Below are 18,901 nucleotides of genomic sequence, written 5' to 3'. Positions count from 1 at the left end.
GGGAAGTGGTGAGTCAACCGACGATCCTCGATGTCGCGAAACTTGCTGGCGTGAGTAAATCGACCGTCTCAAGAGTTCTCGACGGACGCAGAAACTCCGGGTCACCGCATGCACAGAGGGTCCGTCAGGCCGCAAGTGAGCTGGGTTATCAGCGAAACATCTTCGCGTCAGGCATGCGCCGTGGCGAGACGAACACGATCGGGTTGATAGTTCCGCGGTTGACCGACACGACGATGGCGGTGCTCTATGAAGAGATCTCGAAAGCCTGCCAGGCGGAGCACAAGCTCGCGATCGTTGCTACCTCGGAGAACAGCATTCAGGCAGTAGAGCAAGCGGTCGACACCTTGCTCGAGCGGCGAGTCGACGGACTCATCCTGACTACGGATCAGGCAGAGGATCCGACGGTAGCTAAGCTGCGCAAGTTAGGGGTTCCGCACGTCTGTGCTCTCCGTACAGAGGGTCTGAGTGATGCTGCCCTGGGAGACGACGTTCAGGGGGCCTATCTTGCGACCTCGCATCTACTCGAACTGGGACACCGGAGGATCGCTTTGATAAATGGCCCCGGTTTCGCCTCCAGCGCCCGGGGGCGTCGTGCCGGATACTGCCAAGCCCATGAGGAGGCTGGGATCGAGGTTGATGCCTCGCTGATGCGCGAGACTGACTTCACTACAGCGTCAGCGGAGCATCAGATGGGGAACCTTCTCGAGGGACAAGCGTCATTCAGTGCATGTTTCGCTGCTACAGATAACCTCGCAGTCGGGGCGATTTCCGCACTCAGGGGCGCCGGCCGATCCGTCCCGCAGGATGTCTCGGTGGTTGGCTACAACGACATCCCCTTAGCAAGGTACCTTTCGGCCCCCCTCAGTACAGTGCGGATCCCGTTCGATGAGATTGCACGCAATTGTTTAGAGCTCCTGCGAGAACAAGTTGCTGGTGCAGGCGATACCCATACCCGCGTTTCAGAACCTGAACTCGTCGTCCGCGATACTACGCAGCGCTACAGGTAGGTATGTCGGCCTGCCCGAGGGATTGGAGACTTCATGCCAGACTTTCTATGGTCGGCACTTCACCTGTTGCAATCACCGCGGGAATCCGCCGATCGGCTAACGGGCACCGCCAAAACAGACAAGACGCCTCCTGCCCGACCAGACGCCTACTGCGCTGGGGTGGAGAGCCCTACGAACTCAGCGCTCTTGTCCCACAGTCCGGCTGCCAGTTGCGCGTCTGCGGCTTGGGGGTTGGTCTTGGCGATCTTCTGCTTCTCGTAATACTCACCCGAGACCCACTCCCTGCCCGACTCGCCCTCAGCAAGCCACACCAGGGGTAGTGCGCCCTGCTCCGGGCTGATGAGACCAGTCATACGACCCAAGGGGGTCTGGTAGATGAAGCGCAGCACGCTTGTGGTGTCTGAGGCGAAACTTGTCATCACGTTTCCGGGGTGGAAGGCGACGGCGGAGATCCCCTGGTGGGAAAACCTGCGGTGAAGTTCCTTGGCGAAGAGGATATTGGCCAGCTTCGCGTCGCCGTAGGCCTTGTTGGCGGAGTACCTCCGCTCGTTATTGAGGTTATCGAGGTCGATCTTGCCGAAAAAGCGCGCGCCCACGCTGGCGGTGTTGATGATCGAAGCGTTGCTCGCCGTAAGGGTGTTCATCAAGAGGTTGGTGAGCAGGAACGGCGCCAGGTGGTTCACCTGCAGCGTCTTCTCGAACCCATCTTCAGTGCGGGTCTGATCCCCGAAGATGCCGCCAGCGTTGTTGACGAGAACGTCTATCCGGGGATATTCGTCCTTCAGGCGCGCAGCCAGTGTCCTGACTTCGGAGAACCTCGTGAAGTCAGCGAGAAAGAAGTCGGCGTCGAGCTCCTGCGCCAAGGCTTCCGTCTTCTGCTTCGAGCGCCCCACAAGGGCGACTGTGTGGCCATCTGCGACCAGCTGGCGGGCAGCTGCAGCTCCGATTCCGTCGCTGGCACCTGTGAGGATGATGGTTTTCTCGAGCATGGTCTCTCTCCTTGATGGACGAATCTCTGATGGCAGTGGCTGCGCGGCGCGCTGGGTCAGACGGTGAGAGCGTGAAGCACCACAGACGCGAGGGCAATCATGAACATGATGATGTCAGCAACGAACGGGCCGGAGCTTCACCAGATGCGGTGCGGAGGCGTCCATTCAGCTGTCAGTTAGAGGTGCCTGAGGTAGCGCTCGGGCGAGTCGAGGAACGCTTGCCAGCTCGTGACCAGGTCAAGATCCGCCCACTGCCGAGGGCGGAGGCCCCAGCTGCCTACTTCGAGGATCTGAGCATTGGGCAGAGCGGCCAGGAGGGGCGAGTGCGTCGAGAGGATCACCTGGGAATCCCCGGCGGCCACAATGTCTTTCAGGACGCTGAGTAACGCTAGACAGCCCGAGAAGGACAGGGCTGATTCTGGCTCATCGAGGAGCCACAGACCTGATCCACGAAATCGATCACCGACGAGTTCGAGGAACGATTCACCATGGGACATCTCGTGGAACGGAAGGTCAGGCCGACCGCTGGTGCTGGGATGTGATTCGAGGTAGCTGAAGAAGCTGTGCATCGTTTCGGCTCTCAAAAAGTACCCGCGTCGGGTGGCGCCGGCGTTGCGGACCACTTTGAGGTGATCGGCGAGTACGGACTCCGTGGAACGTGTTCGGTGCTGGGCTCCGGTTGAGCCGCCCTCCGGGGAGAGTCCGTAGGCCAACGCGATTGCCTCGATGATGGTGGACTTGCCGGACCCGTTCTCGCCCACCAGGACGGTCGCCATGCCGAGGTCCAGTCCACGATCGAGGATCGTGGCTACAGGCGCCAACGTCGCTGGCCACATCTTCCGGTCCAGGGTGTTGGAGGGATCTTCGCTCAATCTTCGGAGGGGAAACCGTTCGAAGGCCATGTGGCCAGTGTGCCAGCCACAACTTTGGATCGGGCCAGGTAGGGGGAACACCCTCAGGGCGCAGGTTCTAGGGTTGGGGTGGACGAGGCCCCCGTGTCATAGGCTGAGACGATGTCAACGCAGTGACCGCGCAGGGCTACGGGGCGTCGGAGGCAGGGGCTTGGTCCGTTGTCGTCCACGCTGCGCCCGAGTGAGCGTGTTCACGGAAGCCCCAGGCGCCAGCCGCGCCGATGGTTGATGCGAGGTCATGAGGCAGGCGCGGTCAGGGGGTCCGGAGCGAGTCGGCCCCGACCAGCATCGCTGACCGTGGCCAGTCCCTCGCGGGCCCAGTACTCGAACCCACCAATGAGCTCTCGCACATTGGTATAACCCAGGGTTGTCAGTATCAGTGCGCCGCGGGTGCTGCCGTTGCAGCCAGGCCCCCAGCAATAGACGACGACGGCGGCGTTCTTATCAGGCACGGCATCGGCGATCCGCGCGTCCAGCTCGGCATTAGGGATGTGGATCGCTCCGGGGATGCGTCCCTGACTCCAGGCTGCTGCTGAGCGGGTGTCGATGACCACGGGCGGGGAGTCGGAGGTCCGGGCGGCCGCGAGGTCTGCGGGGTCGATCTCATAGGTGAGTTTCGCGGCGAAGAATTCCGTGGCGGAGATAGAAGATGTCATGACTCGATTGAATCCGCTGATCAGTTTCTCCGTGAAGATGTGATCGTTGTCAGTCTGCTCCTACGGCAACGTTTTGAGCGGTACATTCTGCTGTATGCCCTCGAATCCACGGATAGATCTCGACAACACCGATCACGCCATCATCGGGAACCTGCAACAGGACGGCCGGATGAGCGTGGCGCAGCTCGCGCGCGCCATCAATCTGTCCCCCAGCGCGACGGCTGATCGTTTGCGTCGTCTCACCGATGCCGGGGTCATCACCGGCTACTCGATCACTGTCGATCCCGAGGCCCTCGGATACAACGTCACTGCCTTCGCGCGTTTGGCCTACCCCACAGGCAACTACAAGCCGTTCCACGATCTCGTGGACTCGCTGCCTGAGATCATCGAGGCCCATCACGTCACGGGTGCGGACTGCTTCATCATCAAAGTCCTCGCGCGGTCCATGAGGGACCTCGAACGCATCACCGGTAGACTCGCAACCCTTGGTGGAATCACCACCAGCGTTGTCTACTCGAGTCCCGTCCCTTCCCGACATATCACCCCTGCCTCATAGGTGAGGCCGAACCCCGGCGGAGCTCTCGGTCGACTCACCAGGGATGGGCGGAACGTGGCGTCGAATCTGGGCGCATCGGAACGAGGGGAGAGTTCCCGCTGAGCGACTGTCCTGTCTCACAATGCAGGCCCTCTAATGCGTTATCGGCACCGCCGATCCGGCGACAGTGACGCGTTTGGAGTCGGCGTGAGCCACGACGTCGAGTCGGCTAGGTCTGCCCATGTCCTCGCCCTGCAGAATTGTCAGTTCGCACCTGCCGTGCACGCGGCCGAGGCTGCGTAGGTAACCTCCCAAGGCCGCGGCCGCAGCGCCAGTTGCCGGATCCTCCACCACACCGCCGACAGGAAACAGGTTTCTGGAGTGCGCCAGATGCTCGTTCTCGAACCAGACCAGTTGAACCGTGGTCCACCGGTAGTCTTGCATGATCGCCTTCAGTGCGTCGAAGTCATACTCGACGTCGGTGAGCCGTCGACGAGACGCGGTGACGAGAACAAGGTGGGTTTCCCCGCCAAAAGCTTCGTGGGGTGGAAACTCAGTCGAGAGATCCTCGGCAGACCACCCCAGTGCGTCGAGCACATACTGGATCTGCCAGGCGGAAGCTGGTCGACTCCAGGTCTCAGTGCTGGTCAGCGTCGCACGGACAACCCCATCGACGGCCTGGGTTGAGACCGGGATGGGACCTGCCAATGTCTCGAACACAACATCGGCGACGCCGGATCGGTGCGCTAGTGCGACGGCCGTTGCGATCGTGGCGTGCCCGCAGAAGGCCACCTCAGCAAGTGGACTGAAGAAGCGTACGCGGTACGTACCGGCGATTGGGCCGGACTCCAGAAAGGCGGTCTCAGAGTAGCCGATCTGCGACGCGAGGTCTTGCCGCTCCTCGTCGGAGAGATTCTGAGCATCGAGAACAACTCCGGCGGGGTTGCCTCCAGAGGGGTCGGAGGTGAAGGCGGTGTAGTGAAGGATTTCGTCCATGACGCCAAGTCTGGTCAATTCGGTCAATCGATTCCAACGATAGTTTCTGATGTGCTGCATCGGTTCTGTCGATAGCCTGGTTGTATGGACACATCGTTGCTGAAGACTTTCCTCTCCGTGGCTCGGTGGAACAATTTCACCGCCGCAGCTGACGAGCTCCACCTGGCGCAGTCGACGGTCACCGCCCGTGTGAAGCTGTTGGAGCGTGAGCTTGGTGCGCCTCTGTTTGAGCGCACCCCGACTGGGGCGCACCTGACGGAAGCTGCCAAACGGATTCATGAGCAAGCCCAGCAGCTTCTGGACCTCGAGCATTCAATGGCCCTAGCGGTTCGCGGCCATGAGGCAGAGCCACAGGGTGACGTGGTCGTGGGGGCTCCCGAGTCGATCTGTGCGTATCGTCTCCCCTCCGTGATTGCCGAGGTTCGGAAGCAGCATCCGCGTATCAACTTGCATCTGGTCCCCTCGGATACGAGAGCTTCCCTAGCCGGGGTCTCAGATCGCAGCCTCGACATCGGCCTCATTGTCGAGGAAGCGCCGCCCACCTCCAGGCTGGATATAGACGTTATCGGCCATGAGAAAGTAGCCGTGTTCGCTGCCCAGGGACACCCGTTGACGCAGCAGAAATCGGTGGAGTGGTCAGAACTCTCCGAAGAGGTCTTCTATCTGCTCGAGGATGGTTGTGGCTACTCGGATGCATTGTTCCGGGATCTCTCAGAAGGACTGCCGAGGGCCCCGCGGGTGACTCGCTTCGGCAGCATCGAGGCAGCTCGGGCGTGTGTGGAAGCGGGTCTGGGGCTTGCGGTGCTCCCAGTTGCGGCGTGCATGGCTCGTTCTGAAGGCATCGCACGTGTACCGGGACTGCCTCGTCCGGACTATCCCGTGCGACTCGTCATTGATCCGCGCCGAGCCCAGTCCCGTGCGGTCCAGAAAGTATCTGAGGTCATCACCAGTGCCGCTGCAGAGGCACCGAGTGCCGGGTTGGGGTGAGTCAGAGGTCTAGAGCCGGTCTAGGGGTCACTTATTGCGGGCCAAGTACCCGATGGGCCACCCTTCAGCGTGTGCCGCGACACCGCGCGATGATTGCTCCGTGAGGCCGCTGATCGGGGGTCTTGCGAACGTGGGATTCGAGGACGTCAAAGCCAGCTGCCAGCAACTCAGCGCCGAGGTCGTCGACCGGCCACTGGTACGCCGGCGTGGCCGCGTGAGCGAACTTCTCCACCGTGGGTCCCTCGAAGAAACCGACGAGCAACGTGCCTCCGGGCTTGAGCACGCGCCCGAACTCGCGCAAGGGGGACTGAATCGCTTGCGGCTCGTAGTGGATGAGGGAGTACCAGGAGAGAATCCCATCGACCGAGTCGGCCGCGGCATCGAGGGAAGCGAGATCACCGACTGTGAAGCGCACGGCGGGGTACGTGTTCCGGGCGTGCGCGATGAACTCAGGAACAAGGTCGACCCCGCGGACAATGACACCTTGCTCGGCAAGGAAGTTCGTCCAGTGACCTGGTCCGCATCCAGCGTCGATGGCCTCGTGGACGCCGGATGCCCACGTGGAGACGAGCTCGCGATCCGATGGATGCACGGGGTCCATCAGCCCAAGACGTTCGATGTACTCCGTTGCGCGCCGTGAATACGCCGCGCTGCTCCTTTGGTGGGTCACGCGATCAAGTCTAAGTCGGGCTCACGCCCAGGTCAGGAGCGCGACTCCAGACCGAACCTGTGGTCGATCGCGGTGCGCAGATTCTCAAGACTTCGTCCGACGTCGTCAGGGACCGACTCCACAAAGATCGTCTGGGGTCTGGCTGCGAGCATGCCGATCATGGTGTTGTAGAGATCCGAGACGGGGACGGCTTCCGGATCCCCCTGGAGCAGCTTCGCCGCCCGATGGTTCGGTTCATCAGATGAGGCGCGTGCAGCAAACATCGACGAGGCGATCTCCGGCGTATTGGTCAAGCAGATCTCGATGAAACGAGCGCCCGTCTCGGCTGCCACGGAAGCGAGCTCAAGAATGAATGCCTCGCGTTGAAGAAACTGGGGCACCACCACGTCATTCCCGGTTGACAGATGAGTTCGGCACATGCTGAGCGCCAGACGCCGAGCCGCGTGGCCAGCGGGGGTTGGAGCAGCTTCCCAGCGAGTCAGAAGCCCGCGGACCGTATCGATGTCCAGGACGAGCATCAGGTCTTGGTCGTCGGCTAATAGTCGCGCCAGGGTGGACTTCCCGCTGGCCGGGGCGCCATTGAGCAGTATCAGGTCGGGCATGCGATCACGCTAACAAGGCAAGTGAGAACCCGCCCCCGGCAGTCTTCGTGCTGCAGGAAGCTCTCGGGGATAGGCCACCGTGATGGCAGCGAATGCAAGAATCGCTGGCATGACCGAAGCTGCTGCCCAAGACCGTGCACCCCTGTTGGAGACGCCTCGACTGCGACTCAGGCCCTGGAGGGTGAGCGAGGCTGGGGTCCTGCGTGAACTATGGAGCGAACGAGATCCTCGTGTGCCACCCCACCGCCGAATAGATGCGCAGGGGCGCCCCACGTTGGATGAACTCGAAGATTCCATCCGCGCCAACCGGCCATCCTCAGTTGGTCTGCTCGCCATTGAACGCAAGGCCGTACCGGGCGTGATCGGGTACTGCGGGTTGGTGGCGAGCGGGCGTGGCACGGCGGGTGAGCCGGAGCTGGCGTTTGAGCTGCTGCGCCGCACCTGGGGCTGTGGCTACGCGACGGAGGCCTCGTGGGTGGTCTTGGACTGGGCGAGATCCTCTGGGTATGAACAGCTGTGGGCTACGGTCTGGGATTGGAACACTGCTTCTCGCCGTGTCTTGGCCAAGGTCGGATTTACCGAGACTGATCGCAGGGAAGTGCACCCTGATAGCGGGACTACGTTGTTCACCAGGAGACAGCTGTAGGAAGATCCATCCGCCGCGCACGCGACGAATCGATCGTCGATCCCGGTTGGAACACCGAAGACATAGGCTGGATCGATGGCGACCCCCGACTTCGTACTTGACCTGCGTGAAGAGATTGGGCACAAGGAGCTCTTCCTTCCAGGTGTCACGAGCGTGGTGCTTCGGCGCGAAGATGAAACCCGGACGGCCCTCGAGGGGCCAGAGGTGCTGTTGGTCAAGAGATCAGACAACGCTCACTGGAGCGCCATCTCCGGGATCCTTGAACCTGGTGACTCGCCAGCCTCCGGGGCCCAGCGCGAGGTTCAGGAAGAGGCTGGGGTTCAAGCGCGGGTCGTTCGGGTGGCCGGAGTATCCGCGACCCCGCCATCGGTTTACCCCAATGGGGACCAGTGTCGATTCGTAGATGTCGCGTTCGAACTGGAGTGGATCTCGGGGGTTCCGCAGGTTGGCGATGACGAATCCACGCATGTCGCGTGGTTTCCCGCGAACGCATTGCCGGAACCGTTCACGGAGAGTCACCGTGAGCGCATCCAGTGGGCCCTCGATTCGGGTGCGCCGGCCCGGTTCTAGTCGCTGGAGGGTCTCAGCCGGTGGTGCCTCCGGGGGCAAGGCGCCCCGTGGGAGTTTCTCAGGGCGCGCCGAAGAGCGTCCGAGACAGCTCCAGGTCGCCTGAGATGCGGGCGAGGGTGCTGCGACCGAGCTGAGCCATCCCGGGGTTCGAGTTCTGGTAGTACCAGACCAATCCCATGGCCTGCTGAAACGCCCACGCGGCGCCCCTCTGCCACTCCAGCCGATCGGCCCCTAGGTCATCCCGAAGAACGGTGCGGCCGTCGTCGTCGAAGAGGTGCCACGCCACGATCAGATCCAGGGACGGATCGGCAGCGGCGAAACCCCCAGCGTCGAGAACGCCCACGAGTTGACTCTCGAGCAGGAGGAGATTGGGTGGAGTGAGGTCTCCATGGGTCATGACATCCGGTTGGTCTCGGGGAAGCTGCCGGAACTCCGCCCACATGGCTCGTAGACGAGGAACATCCAGCAGGCCTGCACTCTCTGAGAAGCAGGTATCCATCCACTGGTCGGAGGCGGTGAGGTCTCCGCCTCGTCCGGTGCCGGCGAACTGTCGGCCCCGTGTCGGGGCGTCACGGAACGTGGCGATGAGCTCGGCCACTTGGCGGGCCAGTCCCGTGGAATGGGCAGACCCCAGCGGCGTCGCGACCGTGCCAGGAATCCATGACTGGAGGGTCCATGGCAACGGATACTGATGGCCGGGACGTCCGATCGCGACCGGCAAGGGTGTCGGTACGGGAGCCACCTCGGCAAGTTCTCGCATGGCAGCGGCCTCACGGAGAAGTTCTGCGCCGAGAATCGTCGCGTTTGCGCGTCGACGAGGAAACCGCGCCGCTCGGGTCGTTCCGACTCTGAAGATCGTGTTGTCTGTTCCGGCCCCGTGGATCTCCTCTATTGCTTCGTCGCCCCACGCCGGGAACTGATCGAGAATCAGTTGCCGTGCGGTGTCGGCACTGACTCGGAGCTCGTCGTCGTGCATCGCCATGGAGCCGACGCTACGGCACGTGGCGGTAGCGTCGCGGCTTGGCGCGTATGAGGACGCTGCTCGCGGCGAAACGGAGACGACCAGGAGATAGGGTCGGCCCATGGAGGAGGAGCAGCTGCTCACTGGCGGACACTCGAGTGACTCGGTTTACCGCCTGGGACAGACGGTGCGTAAGCCGTGGACTGATGCCAGCCCCAGCGTGTTCCGGTACATGACTTTCCTTGCTGCGACCGGTGTTGATGTGCCCGCACCCTTGGGTCGGGATCAGCTGGGTCGGCAGGTCACCGAGTTCATCCCGGGAGAACTCGCCATCAACTCCGCCCCGCTGACGGACTCAGAACTCGCCAGGGTGGGTTCGATGGTCCGAGCGATTCACGACGCCAGCCAGGCCTACAGACCGGAGACCCGCGCTGTCTGGACCACCGCGATTCCGGCACCGGGGGAGGAACTGATCTGCCACAACGATCTTGCTCCTTGGAACCTCGTCATCGGAGATCGGTGGACCTTCATCGACTGGGATGCCGCGGCACCGAGCACCCGGCTCTGGGACCTCGCGTACGCGGCGCAGGCGTTTGCGCTGCCTGACCCCGATCAGGCACCAGAGCAGGCTGCCCCGGGGTTGGCGGCATTCGTCGGTGGATACGACGCCGAAGACGACCTGCGCGCAGCACTGCCCGCAGCCATGGCTGCGCGGACGACGGCGATGTACGACCTCCTGAAGCACTCGAACGAGGCGGACATAGAACCTTGGGGATCCATGTTCGAGAAAGGCCATGGAGCGCATTGGCGGGCCGTCGCCGAGTACGTCCGGCACCACCAGGACCTCTGGTCCCGAACGCTGCTCTGCGCGGGCAAGTAGAAACCGCCGACGGCGCGGCTCAGCCCCGATCTGTCTAATAGTCCAGGACGGAATTCACCTGGGGGAGGACGTCCGGCCCTCCACCTTCGGCATCAGTTTCCGATCTCGAACACTCCGATCTCACCGATGAGGAGCAGGAACAACAGGCCCAGACAGATCAGGGCGAAGATCGCCAGCAGCGACGCCGTCGTGCGAGGAGGTTTACCGGAGTTCTCTTCGGGAGTCAGCTGCGCTTGGTCCGGCGTCACGCTTCGACGGGCACCCTGGGGCGCATCCGGCTGGTGGCTACTGGGGGTCGACATGGCATCCTCACATCCTCACGAACATCGCGGGTAGTTCTCTATGCGAAGGGCTTCGGGCTTCACGCCACCCGTCCAATTCTGAGCGTACTCCTCTGCTGCGGCAGGCGCTGTGATCGTAGGCCGTCAAGTGCCTAGGGACGGCTGACGTAGCATGGCGAGAGTGGGCCCTCCGCCGTCGGCGATTGGACGCTACAGAGTCAGATTGCCGGCTGACATGGGTACGTGGTGATTCCGGCGCAGCTGTTTCACGAGGCAGAAGGGGCTCCACCGTCGAAACTCATTCGCAAGCTGGATCTGTCTTCCACAGAATGCTCCATATCTCCCGGCCGGTGCTGTGGATCAACACCGTCGGTCCCGCCGTCCTGGGGATGTGGCTGGCCGGTCATCTATGGCACTGGGATGCACTGGCCCTGCTCTTATGGCTTACGCTGCCGTTCAACCTGCTCATCTACGGCGTCAACGACATCTTTGACCAAGAGACCGACGCGCTGAATCCGCGCAAGGGATCCTTCGAAGGCGCCCGGATTCGCGCCGCGGAGGTCTCCTCGATCTGGATCGCCGTTCTCGTGGCCAATCTTCCGTTCCTGGCGTACTTCGTGTGGGCACTTCCCGGTGAAGCACTGCTGTGGATCGCGCTCTACCTGGTGGTGTTCGTCTTCTACTCGGCGCCACCGCTGCGATTCAAGGCCCGCCCCTATCTGGATTCGCTGAGCAACGCCGCCTACGCCCTGCCGATGGTCTTTGTGCCGCTGGCCCTGGGTGCCGGTCCGGTCTGGGCCGCTGCCTTGGCGCTGATGGCCTGGAGCGTGGCTAAGCACACCTATGACGCGGTGCAGGACATCGAGGAAGACCAGGCTGCCGGAATCACCACCACCGCGGTGCGCCTGGGGGTGCGCGGGGCGGTGTTCTGGAGCGGGTTCTGGTGGGCTTCGGCTACCATCGGCTTTGCCATGGTCAATATTCCGGTTGCGCTGGTGAATGCGCTGATCAGTGGGTGGCTGCTCTACAGGCTGTTCCGCTCGCCCCTCACCAGCACCGCCCACGGTCTGTACCGGTATTCCATTGCCTTTCCCTACGTCGCCGGAGCGGTGGCAGGTATTCAACTGGTCGCGGCGCTGCTGCTGGGGTGGTACCCATGAGTCGCGTCGTAGTGGTCGGTGGCGGAGTGGCAGGCCTGACGGCGTCGGTCCTCTCCGCCTGGGCAGGACACGCTGTCACGCTTCTGGAAGCGGGCTCAACGCTGGGCGGGAAGAGCCACCGCATCGAAGTCGCTGGTCAACGCATCGACACCGGCCCGTCGTTGTTCACCTTCCCTGCCGTCTGGCAGGAGCTGCTGCGCCGCCTGGATGACTCCAACCGGGATCCCTCCTTAGCGGCCGAAGAGACAGCAGGGCTGAATCTTCAGCGGCTGTCGGAGGTAGGCCAGTATTACTTCCGCGGGGAAGTCTGTTCGCTGCCGGTGCCGCCGGGGCACCCATGGCACCCGGCGTGGGAGCGTTTCGCTGCGCTGCACGGACCGATCGGGCCGGACGTGACCCGGCTGCTGACCACCGCGCCACTATCGCGCGAGGCCTACCCTTCGCTGGCTCGGATGCAGCGCCTCTATGGGCACCGGCTCACGACCCGGAGCTATCTCGACAGTCTCACCTGGCTGCCGGATGGGCTGCGCGAAGTGATCGCTATCCACACACTCAATGCGGGGGTGGGCCCCTCCCGGACCCCGGCGCTCTACGCCAGCATGCCCGCGGTGATGGCCCAAGACGGGGTGTGGGTGCCACAAGGTGGCATCTACGAGCTGGTGCGGGCCCTGGAGCGTCTGGCGCGAGCCGCAGGGGTCGATGTTCGCACCGATGAGCCCGTCCTGGGCCTGGAACGGGGAAAAGTCAGGACCGCTCAGCGGGAGTATCGGGCCGACGCAGTGGTCAGCGGTATAGAGGCGCACCGCCTCGAGGCGCTGCTGCCTGGGCGCACACCTCGAGCACCGCAGAAGCTCTCCTGCTCCGCGGTTGCGGTGTACGCCGCGCTCAAGCGCCCCCTTCCCGAGGGCACGCCACAGCACAGTGTGGTGCTGCCCGAGGATCCACGGGAGCTCTACGCGAGCCTCGAGGCCCAGCGGGAGCCGGGCCAGACCATGGCGTTTCTCAACTACTATCCGGCGACGGACTCAGGCGCCAATACCGCTGACACGCTCGCAGTGCTGCTGACAGCGCCTCCGAATGGGCGGCGCTACGGCCTCGATGATGCCTTCGTCGACCGGGAACTGCGCCGCGTGTGGGACACGGTGGGGCTTCCCGGAAGCTTCGAGACGTGCGCTGAGGAGTACACCATCCTAGATCCGAACTATTTCAGTCTCGCCGGCTCTTCCGGAGGCTCCCTGTATGGCCCGATCCGCCCCCTGGTGATGAGCGGGCCGCTGCACCGTCCGGCTCGGCACAGTGTGACGCGGCCATGGCTGTGGCGGGTAGGCGCCTCGGTTCATCCCGGCGGCGGATTGCCGGCGGTGCTGGGCGGAGCCATGATGACCATGGACGGGCTGCTTCGCACGCTGGGGCCCGGGAGTGGTGGCCGGGGCTAGGGGCGCGACGGCGCGAGTCTCTTGCCCCAGGGGACGTGAAGGCCGACGACGACGCGCGGAGCTGATCCTCGCAATCATGCTTCACCGCGAGCTGGCGCCTCCGAAGATATCGGTGTCGAGGATCGACATGTAGTGCACGTCGACCCACCGATCCTCGAACCACAAGGCGTCCCGTCCGGTCCCCTCGTGAGTGAAACCGACCTTCTCGTAGACGTGCCGAGCGCGCGGGTTGAAATCGTAGACCTCCAGCGAGATCCGATGAAGCCCGAGGGACTGCAGTCCATAGCGGATGATCATGCGGGTGGCCTCGGTGCCGAGGCCCTTGCCACGGCCCTCCGGACCGATGAGGGTTCTGAAGCCGCAGGAGCGGTTCTCCTCGTGCCAGTCATTGAGGACTACTTCACCGACCATTGTCTCGGTCTTCCGCTCGATCACTGCGAGCACGAGACGGTCCTCCGAGGTGCTCCACTGTTGGTAGGTCTCTCGAAGGGCCTCCACCGACCACGATGAAGGCTGGGGTGCGCTGGTGTGAACCGAGCCGGTCAGGACCGCGACTTCAGGATCGTGGATCAGTCGGTGGATCACCTCGGCGTCTTGCCCCTGGATGGGTCGCAGACGGACTAGCTGACCTTCGAGCGTGGGTTTGTGGCTGAAGATGGTTCCCCCTGTGGTGCGTCAAAGGCACCTTATGTGGCTTGTTGCTTAAAACTTGAATTTCTTTAGTATATATTGGACAGCTATCTTTAAGGTAAGCATTCCTTTTCTGTATATTCTGTGTGAATCTAGCAACTATCCTTCAGTTTGTGTATTAGCTGTGATTTGGTCGTGTTAAGCCGTCGTTCAGACGGGGACGAAGGCCTGGCCGTCGAAGAGGTCGACGACCGTATCAGGAACGGAGAGTTATGAAGACGCTGTCTTGAGGAATTCCAGCACTCCTTGTTACGGGATCACTGATGGCGACCGGGGTCGCAGGTGCCGCCGCGAGCGTCCCATCAGTTGCAGAACAGGCTGCATCCGACTTAGAAAACAGTCAGGTCCTGGATGACGCCGCGCGTGAAGCGATCAACGAAGATCTCACTGCCGTCGGGCAAGAGACTCTCACCGCGGATGCTCATGCTCTGGGATTCAACGCGGAAGGCGATGCCGTCGTGGTCTTAGATGATGGCTCAGAAGTGCAGCTGGCAAGTGCTGGGTCCATGGAAGATGAAATGACAGCAGCCTCTGCGGCGAACGCTGGCATTGAATCCAGCGCCCAGGCCCAGTCCAGCAGCAAGGGTGCACTGGGAGGTATCGCTTCAACGATCGCTGGATGCACGGGCGGCGTTATCGGTTTCGACGCAATCGTCTCCATCTTGGAAAAGCGAGTCTCGTACTGGGCGCTCGTGAAGTTCATCGGCGGTAAGATCGGGCCAGGTCTTGCCATCAGTTGTGTCGCCGGAGCCGGCGGTGCTCTGGCCGTCTACATGGGCTGGTAACAGGAGGTATCGATATGCGAGCCGGACTTTTCGTGCTGCTCTTCGCCTTACTAGTTGTCGGTGGGATGCTCACCGGCTCGGAGAACCTGGCCTTCGTGTTGTACATCAGCGCAGCCTTAGCCGCGATCGGTGCGACGGTGATGACCGCGAGTGGCCGCGAGGCACTGCGGCGGATTCGACGCAATTTCACGCAAGGATGGTCACTGCGCAGTTCTGAGTAACCACTCAGCGCAGATTTGGATCGCTTCTAACGATGGTGGTCGCTTCACCTCTACGGGTGGAGCGACCACCATCGTTTCTTGTGTCATCGAGATCCGCTGTTTTTCGGGACAGCTCATGCGGGAGAATCTGCGTTGAAGGACAACTCAGCCGCCAGGAAAGCCGGCAGTATTGTCGACGTCGGATGGGTCACTTGGTCGAGGACGGTAGCCGTGTCCGCCGAGCGGCGGCGGACTTGCGTTGTTCGCTCAAGCTACGCGCAAAGCGGGTGATACCGAGGGCGACGAGTGTTCCCACGACGGTGCAGAACGCCATGGAGATCATGCCAACAAGCGAGAGGCCGCTATCGTCCTCGCGGCTTCCGGTGAAGCTACATGCCGAGATCAAGACAGGCGCCAGCGGTAGCGCTGGGGGTCAATGCCTGTTCCAGGATGAGACAACCACGATGCCGCCCTGCCGGGAACCCAGGGCGCCCAACCGGGTGGAAGGAGTGCTTCCGAACCAATAGGTGACATCTCCTGGAATACTTCCGCTCGCCTCAAAGTTGAGTAGGATGGACTCAAGTTTATTCGGCGTCGTCGTGCATCCGGCGTCACCTAGCACTGGGAGGGGAAGACATGGACGTCAAGCTCACGACCAAATCGCAGGAGGTCGTCTCCGCGGCCGCCATGAACGCCAACACCGCGAGCAACCCGCAGGTGGAACCGGCGCACATCCTCAAGGCGCTGATGGATCAGCGTGAATCCATGGCCGTCGCGCTACTCAAGGCCGCTGGCGCGGATCCCGACGCCGTGAGCACACGCGCCTCTGCCATCATCAAGTCTCTGCCCGCCACCAGTGGGGACTCCGTGGCCGCCCCGCAGTTCTCACCCGCAGGACTCAACGTCATCAAGGCCGCCCAGGCCCAGGCCGAGGACTTCGGCGATGACTTCGTCTCCACCGAGCACCTGCTCATAGGTGCCGCCACCGACGGCGGCCCGGTCGGCCGCGCGCTCGCCGATGCCGGCGCCACCCTGCAGGCGCTCAAGGCCGAGCTGCCGGGGCTGCGTGGGGACCGGAAGGTCACCACCCCGGACCCGGAGAACACCTTCCAGGCCCTGGAGAAGTACGGCACCGACATGACCGAGATCGCGCGCTCGGGCAAGCTGGACCCGGTGATCGGGCGCGACTCCGAGATCCGCCGCGTGGTCCAGGTGCTCTCGCGCCGCACCAAGAACAATCCGGTGCTGATCGGTGAGCCCGGGGTCGGCAAGACCGCCGTCGTCGAGGGCCTGGCCCAGCGCATGGTCGCCGGGGACGTCCCAGAGTCCCTGCGCGAGAAGACGCTGATCTCCCTGGACCTCGGCGCGATGATCGCCGGGGCGAAGTACCGCGGCGAGTTCGAGGAGCGGCTGAAGGCCGTGCTCGAGGAGATCAAGGCCGCCGAAGGCCGGATCGTCACCTTCATCGACGAGATCCACACCGTGGTCGGCGCCGGCGCCTCCCAGGGCTCCATGGACGCCTCCAACATGCTCAAGCCGATGCTCGCCCGCGGGGAGCTGCGCCTGATCGGCGCGACCACCCTGGATGAGTACCGGGAGAACATCGAGGCCGACGCCGCCCTGGAGCGCCGCTTCCAGCAGGTCTACGTGGGCGAGCCCTCGGTGCCGGACGCGATCGCGATCCTGCGCGGGATCAAGGAACGCTACGAGGCGCACCACAAGGTCGGCATCGCCGATAACGCGCTGGTCGCCGCGGTCACCCTCTCCGACCGTTACATCAGCGGCCGGCAGCTCCCGGACAAGGCCATCGACCTCATCGACGAGGCCGCCTCCCGGCTGCGCATGGAGATCGACTCCGCCCCGGTGGAGATCGACGAGCTGCGCCGCGTGGTGGACCGGCTCACCATGGAGGAGCTCGCGCTGCAGAACGAGACCGACGCCGGCTCCGCCGAGCGGCTGATCACCCTGCGCGAGGACCTGGCCGACCGCAAGGAGGAGCTCGCCGAGCTCACCGCCCGCTGGGAGGCCGAGAAGGGCGAGCTCAACCGTGCCGGTGAGCTGCGCGTGACCCTGGATGAGCTGAAGTCCGCCGCCGAACGCGCCCAGCGCGACGGTGACCTCGCCGAGGCCTCCCGGCTGCTCTACGGGGAGATCCCGCAGGTGGAGAAGGACCTGGCCGCCGCCGAGGAGGAAGACGCCTCCACCCCCGCCCCGGAGAAGAAGATGGTCGCCGATGAGGTCGACGCCGACGGCATCGCCGGAGTCATCTCCGCCTGGACCGGCATCCCCGCCGGCCGGCTGCTCCAGGGCGAGACCGCGAAGCTGCTGCAGATGGAGGAGCTCATCGGCTCCCGGCTGATCGGGCAGGAGAAGGCCGTCGGCGCGGTCTCCGACGCGGTCCGTCGCGCCCGCACCGGAGTCTCCGACCCGGACCGGCCCACCGGTTCCTTCCTGTTCCTAGGCCCGACCGGCGTGGGCAAGACCGAGCTGGCCAAGGCGCTCGCAGAGTTCCTCTTCGACGACGAGCGCTCCATGATCCGGATCGACATGTCCGAATACTCCGAGAAGCACTCCGTGGCGCGCCTGGTCGGGGCGCCCCCCGGCTACGTGGGCTTCGACCAGGGGGGTCAGCTCACCGAAGCGGTCCGGCGTCGTCCCTATTCGGTGATCCTGCTGGACGAGGTGGAGAAGGCCCATCCGGAGGTCTTCGACATCCTGCTCCAGGTGCTCGACGACGGCCGGCTCACCGATGGGCAGGGCCGCACCGTGGACTTCCGCAACGTGGTGCTGATCCTGACCTCCAATATGGGCTCCCAGTTCCTGGTGGACCAGGCCCTGGAGACTCGTGTGAAGCATCAGCGGGTGATGGACGTGGTCCATGCCTCCTTCAAGCCTGAGTTCCTGAACCGGCTGGACGACATCGTGATGTTCGATCCACTGAGCATGGATCAGCTCAGTGGGATCGTGCAGCTGCAGATCGGGCTGCTTCAGGAGCGGATGGCGGCGCGCCGGCTGACCCTGGAGGTCACCGAGGCTGCCCGGGACTGGCTGGCGTTCACCGGCTATGACCCCGCCTACGGTGCCCGGCCGCTGCGCCGGCTGGTGCAGCGCGAAATCGGTGACCAGCTGGCCCGCGCGTTGCTCTCCGGGGAGGTCGAGGACGGCGACACCGTCCTGGTGGACCGTGAGGAGCTGACCCTGGAAGGGGAGTCCGTGCATGGTCTGACCGTGACCAAGAAGCCGAAGTCCCCCCTCCTCCTGGCCGAATGAGTTCTCCGGTCGGAACGTCACCACCGGAGAACTCAACCAGCCAGGAAGGGGTCGGTGCGGGAGGGGCTCAGTGATGGACCTCGTAGACCGCTTTGATGACTCCATTGGGGTAGTGGGCTGACTCGCGCAGGCTCAGCGCGGTCGACTCCCGGTCCTCGGCGGTGAAGAGTCGCTTCCCGGAGCCCAGCAGCACCGGGAAGATCAACAGGTTGTACCGGTCGATCAGCCCGGCATCCTGCAGGCTCCGCGCGAGCTCGGCGCTGCCGTGGATGAAGATCGCGCCGCCGTCGTCGTCTTTGAGCGCCGCGATGTCCTCGGTGGAGCGCAGCAGGGTGATCGGTCCCCAGTTGCTGACCAGGGCGTCCTCTTCCAGGCTGGTCGAGGCCACGTACTTGGGGAGGTCCTGGTAACCCGCGTGATCCTCGGAGGTGGCCCAGATCGGGGCGAAGGCCTCATAGCTGCGCCGCCCGAACATCAGCGCCGTGGTGTCTTCGAGCTCCTCGGCTTTCAGCGCGAATGCCTCCGGCAGGAACTCGGTGCCGAGCACCCAGCCGCCGCTGGGATGTCCCTCGCTGCTCCCGCCCGGGGAGTCCACGACCCCGTCCAGCGTCATGAAACCTGTCCACACCAATTCCCTGGCCATGTGACCTCCCGAGTCGAAGAGCTCGA

At 63.6% G+C, this 18,901-nt stretch carries 21 protein-coding genes; 11 read left to right on the top strand and 10 right to left on the bottom strand.

All coding sequences use genetic code 11. The annotated features are described in order from the left end of the window. Positions 1–5 precede the first annotated feature (5 nt). Positions 6–1,007, top strand: coding sequence for a LacI family DNA-binding transcriptional regulator (locus HNR11_RS03685; RefSeq protein WP_343050689.1), 1,002 nt, complete (start codon positions 6–8; stop codon positions 1,005–1,007). Positions 1,008–1,153: 146 nt separating this feature from the next. Here HNR11_RS03685 and HNR11_RS03680 read toward each other — a convergent pair whose 3' ends face one another. From HNR11_RS03680 to HNR11_RS03670, 3 genes are all read right to left on the bottom strand, one after another. Continuing rightward, positions 1,154–1,996: an SDR family NAD(P)-dependent oxidoreductase gene (locus HNR11_RS03680; RefSeq protein WP_179441182.1), complete on the bottom strand. Its 843-nt coding sequence runs from the start codon at positions 1,994–1,996 to the stop codon at positions 1,154–1,156. 176 nt (positions 1,997–2,172) lie between these two features. Beyond that, entirely contained in the window at positions 2,173–2,898 is a 726-nt protein-coding gene (locus HNR11_RS03675) for an AAA family ATPase (protein ID WP_179441181.1), read from the bottom strand. A gap of 245 nt (positions 2,899–3,143) precedes the next feature. Next, positions 3,144–3,563: a rhodanese-like domain-containing protein gene (locus HNR11_RS03670; protein WP_179441180.1), complete on the bottom strand. Its 420-nt coding sequence runs from the start codon at positions 3,561–3,563 to the stop codon at positions 3,144–3,146. 94 nt (positions 3,564–3,657) lie between these two features. Between HNR11_RS03670 and HNR11_RS03665 the strand changes: the two genes are divergently transcribed. After that, positions 3,658–4,119: an Lrp/AsnC family transcriptional regulator gene (locus HNR11_RS03665; RefSeq protein ID WP_179441179.1), complete on the top strand. Its 462-nt coding sequence runs from the start codon at positions 3,658–3,660 to the stop codon at positions 4,117–4,119. Positions 4,120–4,251: 132 nt separating this feature from the next. Here the strand turns inward: HNR11_RS03665 and HNR11_RS03660 are convergent, their stop codons facing one another. After that, complete coding sequence (locus HNR11_RS03660) at positions 4,252–5,094, bottom strand: PhzF family phenazine biosynthesis protein (protein WP_179441178.1); 843 nt, start codon at positions 5,092–5,094, stop codon at positions 4,252–4,254. An 84-nt stretch (positions 5,095–5,178) separates the two neighbouring features. Between HNR11_RS03660 and HNR11_RS03655 the strand changes: the two genes are divergently transcribed. Beyond that, a complete protein-coding gene (locus HNR11_RS03655; protein ID WP_179441177.1) occupies positions 5,179–6,081 on the top strand; it encodes a LysR family transcriptional regulator in 903 nt (300 codons plus the stop codon). Between the two features lie 64 nt (positions 6,082–6,145). On the opposite strand, the gene HNR11_RS03650 is transcribed toward HNR11_RS03655, so the two are convergent. Together HNR11_RS03650 and HNR11_RS03645 are read right to left on the bottom strand one after the other, a co-directional pair. Continuing rightward, on the bottom strand, positions 6,146–6,751 hold the full coding sequence (locus tag HNR11_RS03650) for a class I SAM-dependent methyltransferase (RefSeq protein WP_343050576.1): 606 nt from the start codon (positions 6,749–6,751) through the stop codon (positions 6,146–6,148). Between the two features lie 32 nt (positions 6,752–6,783). Continuing rightward, on the bottom strand, positions 6,784–7,353 hold the full coding sequence (locus tag HNR11_RS03645) for an AAA family ATPase (RefSeq protein WP_179441176.1): 570 nt from the start codon (positions 7,351–7,353) through the stop codon (positions 6,784–6,786). Positions 7,354–7,435: 82 nt separating this feature from the next. Here HNR11_RS03645 and HNR11_RS03640 point away from each other — a divergent pair, with 82 nt between their 5' ends. Continuing rightward, complete coding sequence (locus HNR11_RS03640; RefSeq protein WP_343050575.1) at positions 7,436–7,999, top strand: GNAT family N-acetyltransferase; 564 nt, start codon at positions 7,436–7,438, stop codon at positions 7,997–7,999. A gap of 75 nt (positions 8,000–8,074) precedes the next feature. Next, positions 8,075–8,569, top strand: coding sequence for an NUDIX hydrolase (locus tag HNR11_RS03635; protein ID WP_179441174.1), 495 nt, complete (start codon positions 8,075–8,077; stop codon positions 8,567–8,569). 58 nt (positions 8,570–8,627) lie between these two features. Here the strand turns inward: HNR11_RS03635 and HNR11_RS03630 are convergent, their stop codons facing one another. Continuing rightward, on the bottom strand, positions 8,628–9,551 hold the full coding sequence (locus HNR11_RS03630; RefSeq protein ID WP_179441173.1) for a phosphotransferase: 924 nt from the start codon (positions 9,549–9,551) through the stop codon (positions 8,628–8,630). A 211-nt stretch (positions 9,552–9,762) separates the two neighbouring features. On the opposite strand from HNR11_RS03630, the gene HNR11_RS03625 reads away from it, so the two are divergent. After that, complete coding sequence (locus HNR11_RS03625; protein ID WP_343050574.1) at positions 9,763–10,410, top strand: phosphotransferase; 648 nt, start codon at positions 9,763–9,765, stop codon at positions 10,408–10,410. 92 nt (positions 10,411–10,502) lie between these two features. On the opposite strand, the gene HNR11_RS03620 is transcribed toward HNR11_RS03625, so the two are convergent. Beyond that, a complete protein-coding gene (locus tag HNR11_RS03620) occupies positions 10,503–10,712 on the bottom strand; it encodes a hypothetical protein (RefSeq protein ID WP_179441171.1) in 210 nt (69 codons plus the stop codon). Between the two features lie 308 nt (positions 10,713–11,020). On the opposite strand from HNR11_RS03620, the gene HNR11_RS03615 reads away from it, so the two are divergent. Both HNR11_RS03615 and HNR11_RS03610 read left to right on the top strand, forming a co-directional pair. Beyond that, positions 11,021–11,851, top strand: a complete 831-nt coding sequence (locus HNR11_RS03615) for a UbiA family prenyltransferase (RefSeq protein ID WP_179441170.1) — start codon at positions 11,021–11,023, stop codon at positions 11,849–11,851. After that, positions 11,848–13,287, top strand: coding sequence for a phytoene desaturase family protein (locus HNR11_RS03610; protein WP_179441169.1), 1,440 nt, complete (start codon positions 11,848–11,850; stop codon positions 13,285–13,287). The genes HNR11_RS03615 and HNR11_RS03610 overlap by 4 nt, the downstream gene beginning before the upstream one ends. 81 nt (positions 13,288–13,368) lie before the next feature. On the opposite strand, the gene HNR11_RS03605 is transcribed toward HNR11_RS03610, so the two are convergent. After that, entirely contained in the window at positions 13,369–13,893 is a 525-nt protein-coding gene (locus HNR11_RS03605) for a GNAT family N-acetyltransferase (protein WP_343050688.1), read from the bottom strand. 347 nt (positions 13,894–14,240) lie between these two features. On the opposite strand from HNR11_RS03605, the gene HNR11_RS03600 reads away from it, so the two are divergent. The 3 genes from HNR11_RS03600 to clpB all read left to right on the top strand — a co-directional run bounded on the left by HNR11_RS03600 (position 14,241) and on the right by clpB (position 18,232). Next, complete coding sequence (locus HNR11_RS03600) at positions 14,241–14,762, top strand: hypothetical protein (RefSeq protein ID WP_179441168.1); 522 nt, start codon at positions 14,241–14,243, stop codon at positions 14,760–14,762. 14 nt (positions 14,763–14,776) lie between these two features. Beyond that, a complete protein-coding gene (locus HNR11_RS03595; RefSeq protein ID WP_179441167.1) occupies positions 14,777–14,983 on the top strand; it encodes a hypothetical protein in 207 nt (68 codons plus the stop codon). Between the two features lie 615 nt (positions 14,984–15,598). Next, positions 15,599–18,232 (top strand): ATP-dependent chaperone ClpB, encoded by a 2,634-nt coding sequence (gene clpB / locus HNR11_RS03590; RefSeq protein ID WP_179441166.1) that lies wholly within the window; start codon positions 15,599–15,601, stop codon positions 18,230–18,232. Between the two features lie 67 nt (positions 18,233–18,299). Here the strand turns inward: clpB and HNR11_RS03585 are convergent, their stop codons facing one another. Then, positions 18,300–18,875, bottom strand: a complete 576-nt coding sequence (locus tag HNR11_RS03585; protein ID WP_179441165.1) for a dihydrofolate reductase family protein — start codon at positions 18,873–18,875, stop codon at positions 18,300–18,302. Between the last annotated feature and the right edge of the window lie 26 nt (positions 18,876–18,901).

It is taken from the genome of Nesterenkonia sandarakina, from assembly GCF_013410215.1.
In the GTDB taxonomy this organism is placed as follows: Bacteria; Actinomycetota; Actinomycetes; order Actinomycetales; family Micrococcaceae; genus Nesterenkonia; species Nesterenkonia sandarakina.
This window is presented reverse-complemented; position numbering and strand designations above follow the sequence as displayed.

Bases quoted from the DNA above. Each gene is read 5' to 3' on its own strand.
- HNR11_RS03680 (WP_179441182.1), bottom strand. From the start codon at position 1,996: ATGCTCGAGAAAACCATCATCCTCACAGGTGCCAGCGACGGAATCGGA.
- HNR11_RS03675 (WP_179441181.1), bottom strand. From the start codon at position 2,898: ATGGCCTTCGAACGGTTTCCCCTCCGAAGATTGAGCGAAGATCCCTCC.
- HNR11_RS03670 (WP_179441180.1), bottom strand. From the start codon at position 3,563: ATGACATCTTCTATCTCCGCCACGGAATTCTTCGCCGCGAAACTCACC.
- HNR11_RS03665 (WP_179441179.1), top strand. From the start codon at position 3,658: ATGCCCTCGAATCCACGGATAGATCTCGACAACACCGATCACGCCATC.
- HNR11_RS03660 (WP_179441178.1), bottom strand. From the start codon at position 5,094: ATGGACGAAATCCTTCACTACACCGCCTTCACCTCCGACCCCTCTGGA.
- HNR11_RS03655 (WP_179441177.1), top strand. From the start codon at position 5,179: ATGGACACATCGTTGCTGAAGACTTTCCTCTCCGTGGCTCGGTGGAAC.
- HNR11_RS03645 (WP_179441176.1), bottom strand. From the start codon at position 7,353: ATGCCCGACCTGATACTGCTCAATGGCGCCCCGGCCAGCGGGAAGTCC.
- HNR11_RS03640 (WP_343050575.1), top strand. From the start codon at position 7,436: ATGGCAGCGAATGCAAGAATCGCTGGCATGACCGAAGCTGCTGCCCAA.
- HNR11_RS03635 (WP_179441174.1), top strand. From the start codon at position 8,075: ATGGCGACCCCCGACTTCGTACTTGACCTGCGTGAAGAGATTGGGCAC.
- HNR11_RS03630 (WP_179441173.1), bottom strand. From the start codon at position 9,551: ATGGCGATGCACGACGACGAGCTCCGAGTCAGTGCCGACACCGCACGG.
- HNR11_RS03625 (WP_343050574.1), top strand. From the start codon at position 9,763: ATGACTTTCCTTGCTGCGACCGGTGTTGATGTGCCCGCACCCTTGGGT.
- HNR11_RS03620 (WP_179441171.1), bottom strand. From the start codon at position 10,712: ATGTCGACCCCCAGTAGCCACCAGCCGGATGCGCCCCAGGGTGCCCGT.
- HNR11_RS03615 (WP_179441170.1), top strand. From the start codon at position 11,021: ATGCTCCATATCTCCCGGCCGGTGCTGTGGATCAACACCGTCGGTCCC.
- HNR11_RS03610 (WP_179441169.1), top strand. From the start codon at position 11,848: ATGAGTCGCGTCGTAGTGGTCGGTGGCGGAGTGGCAGGCCTGACGGCG.
- HNR11_RS03600 (WP_179441168.1), top strand. From the start codon at position 14,241: ATGGCGACCGGGGTCGCAGGTGCCGCCGCGAGCGTCCCATCAGTTGCA.
- HNR11_RS03595 (WP_179441167.1), top strand. From the start codon at position 14,777: ATGCGAGCCGGACTTTTCGTGCTGCTCTTCGCCTTACTAGTTGTCGGT.
- clpB (WP_179441166.1), top strand. From the start codon at position 15,599: ATGGACGTCAAGCTCACGACCAAATCGCAGGAGGTCGTCTCCGCGGCC.
- HNR11_RS03585 (WP_179441165.1), bottom strand. From the start codon at position 18,875: ATGGCCAGGGAATTGGTGTGGACAGGTTTCATGACGCTGGACGGGGTC.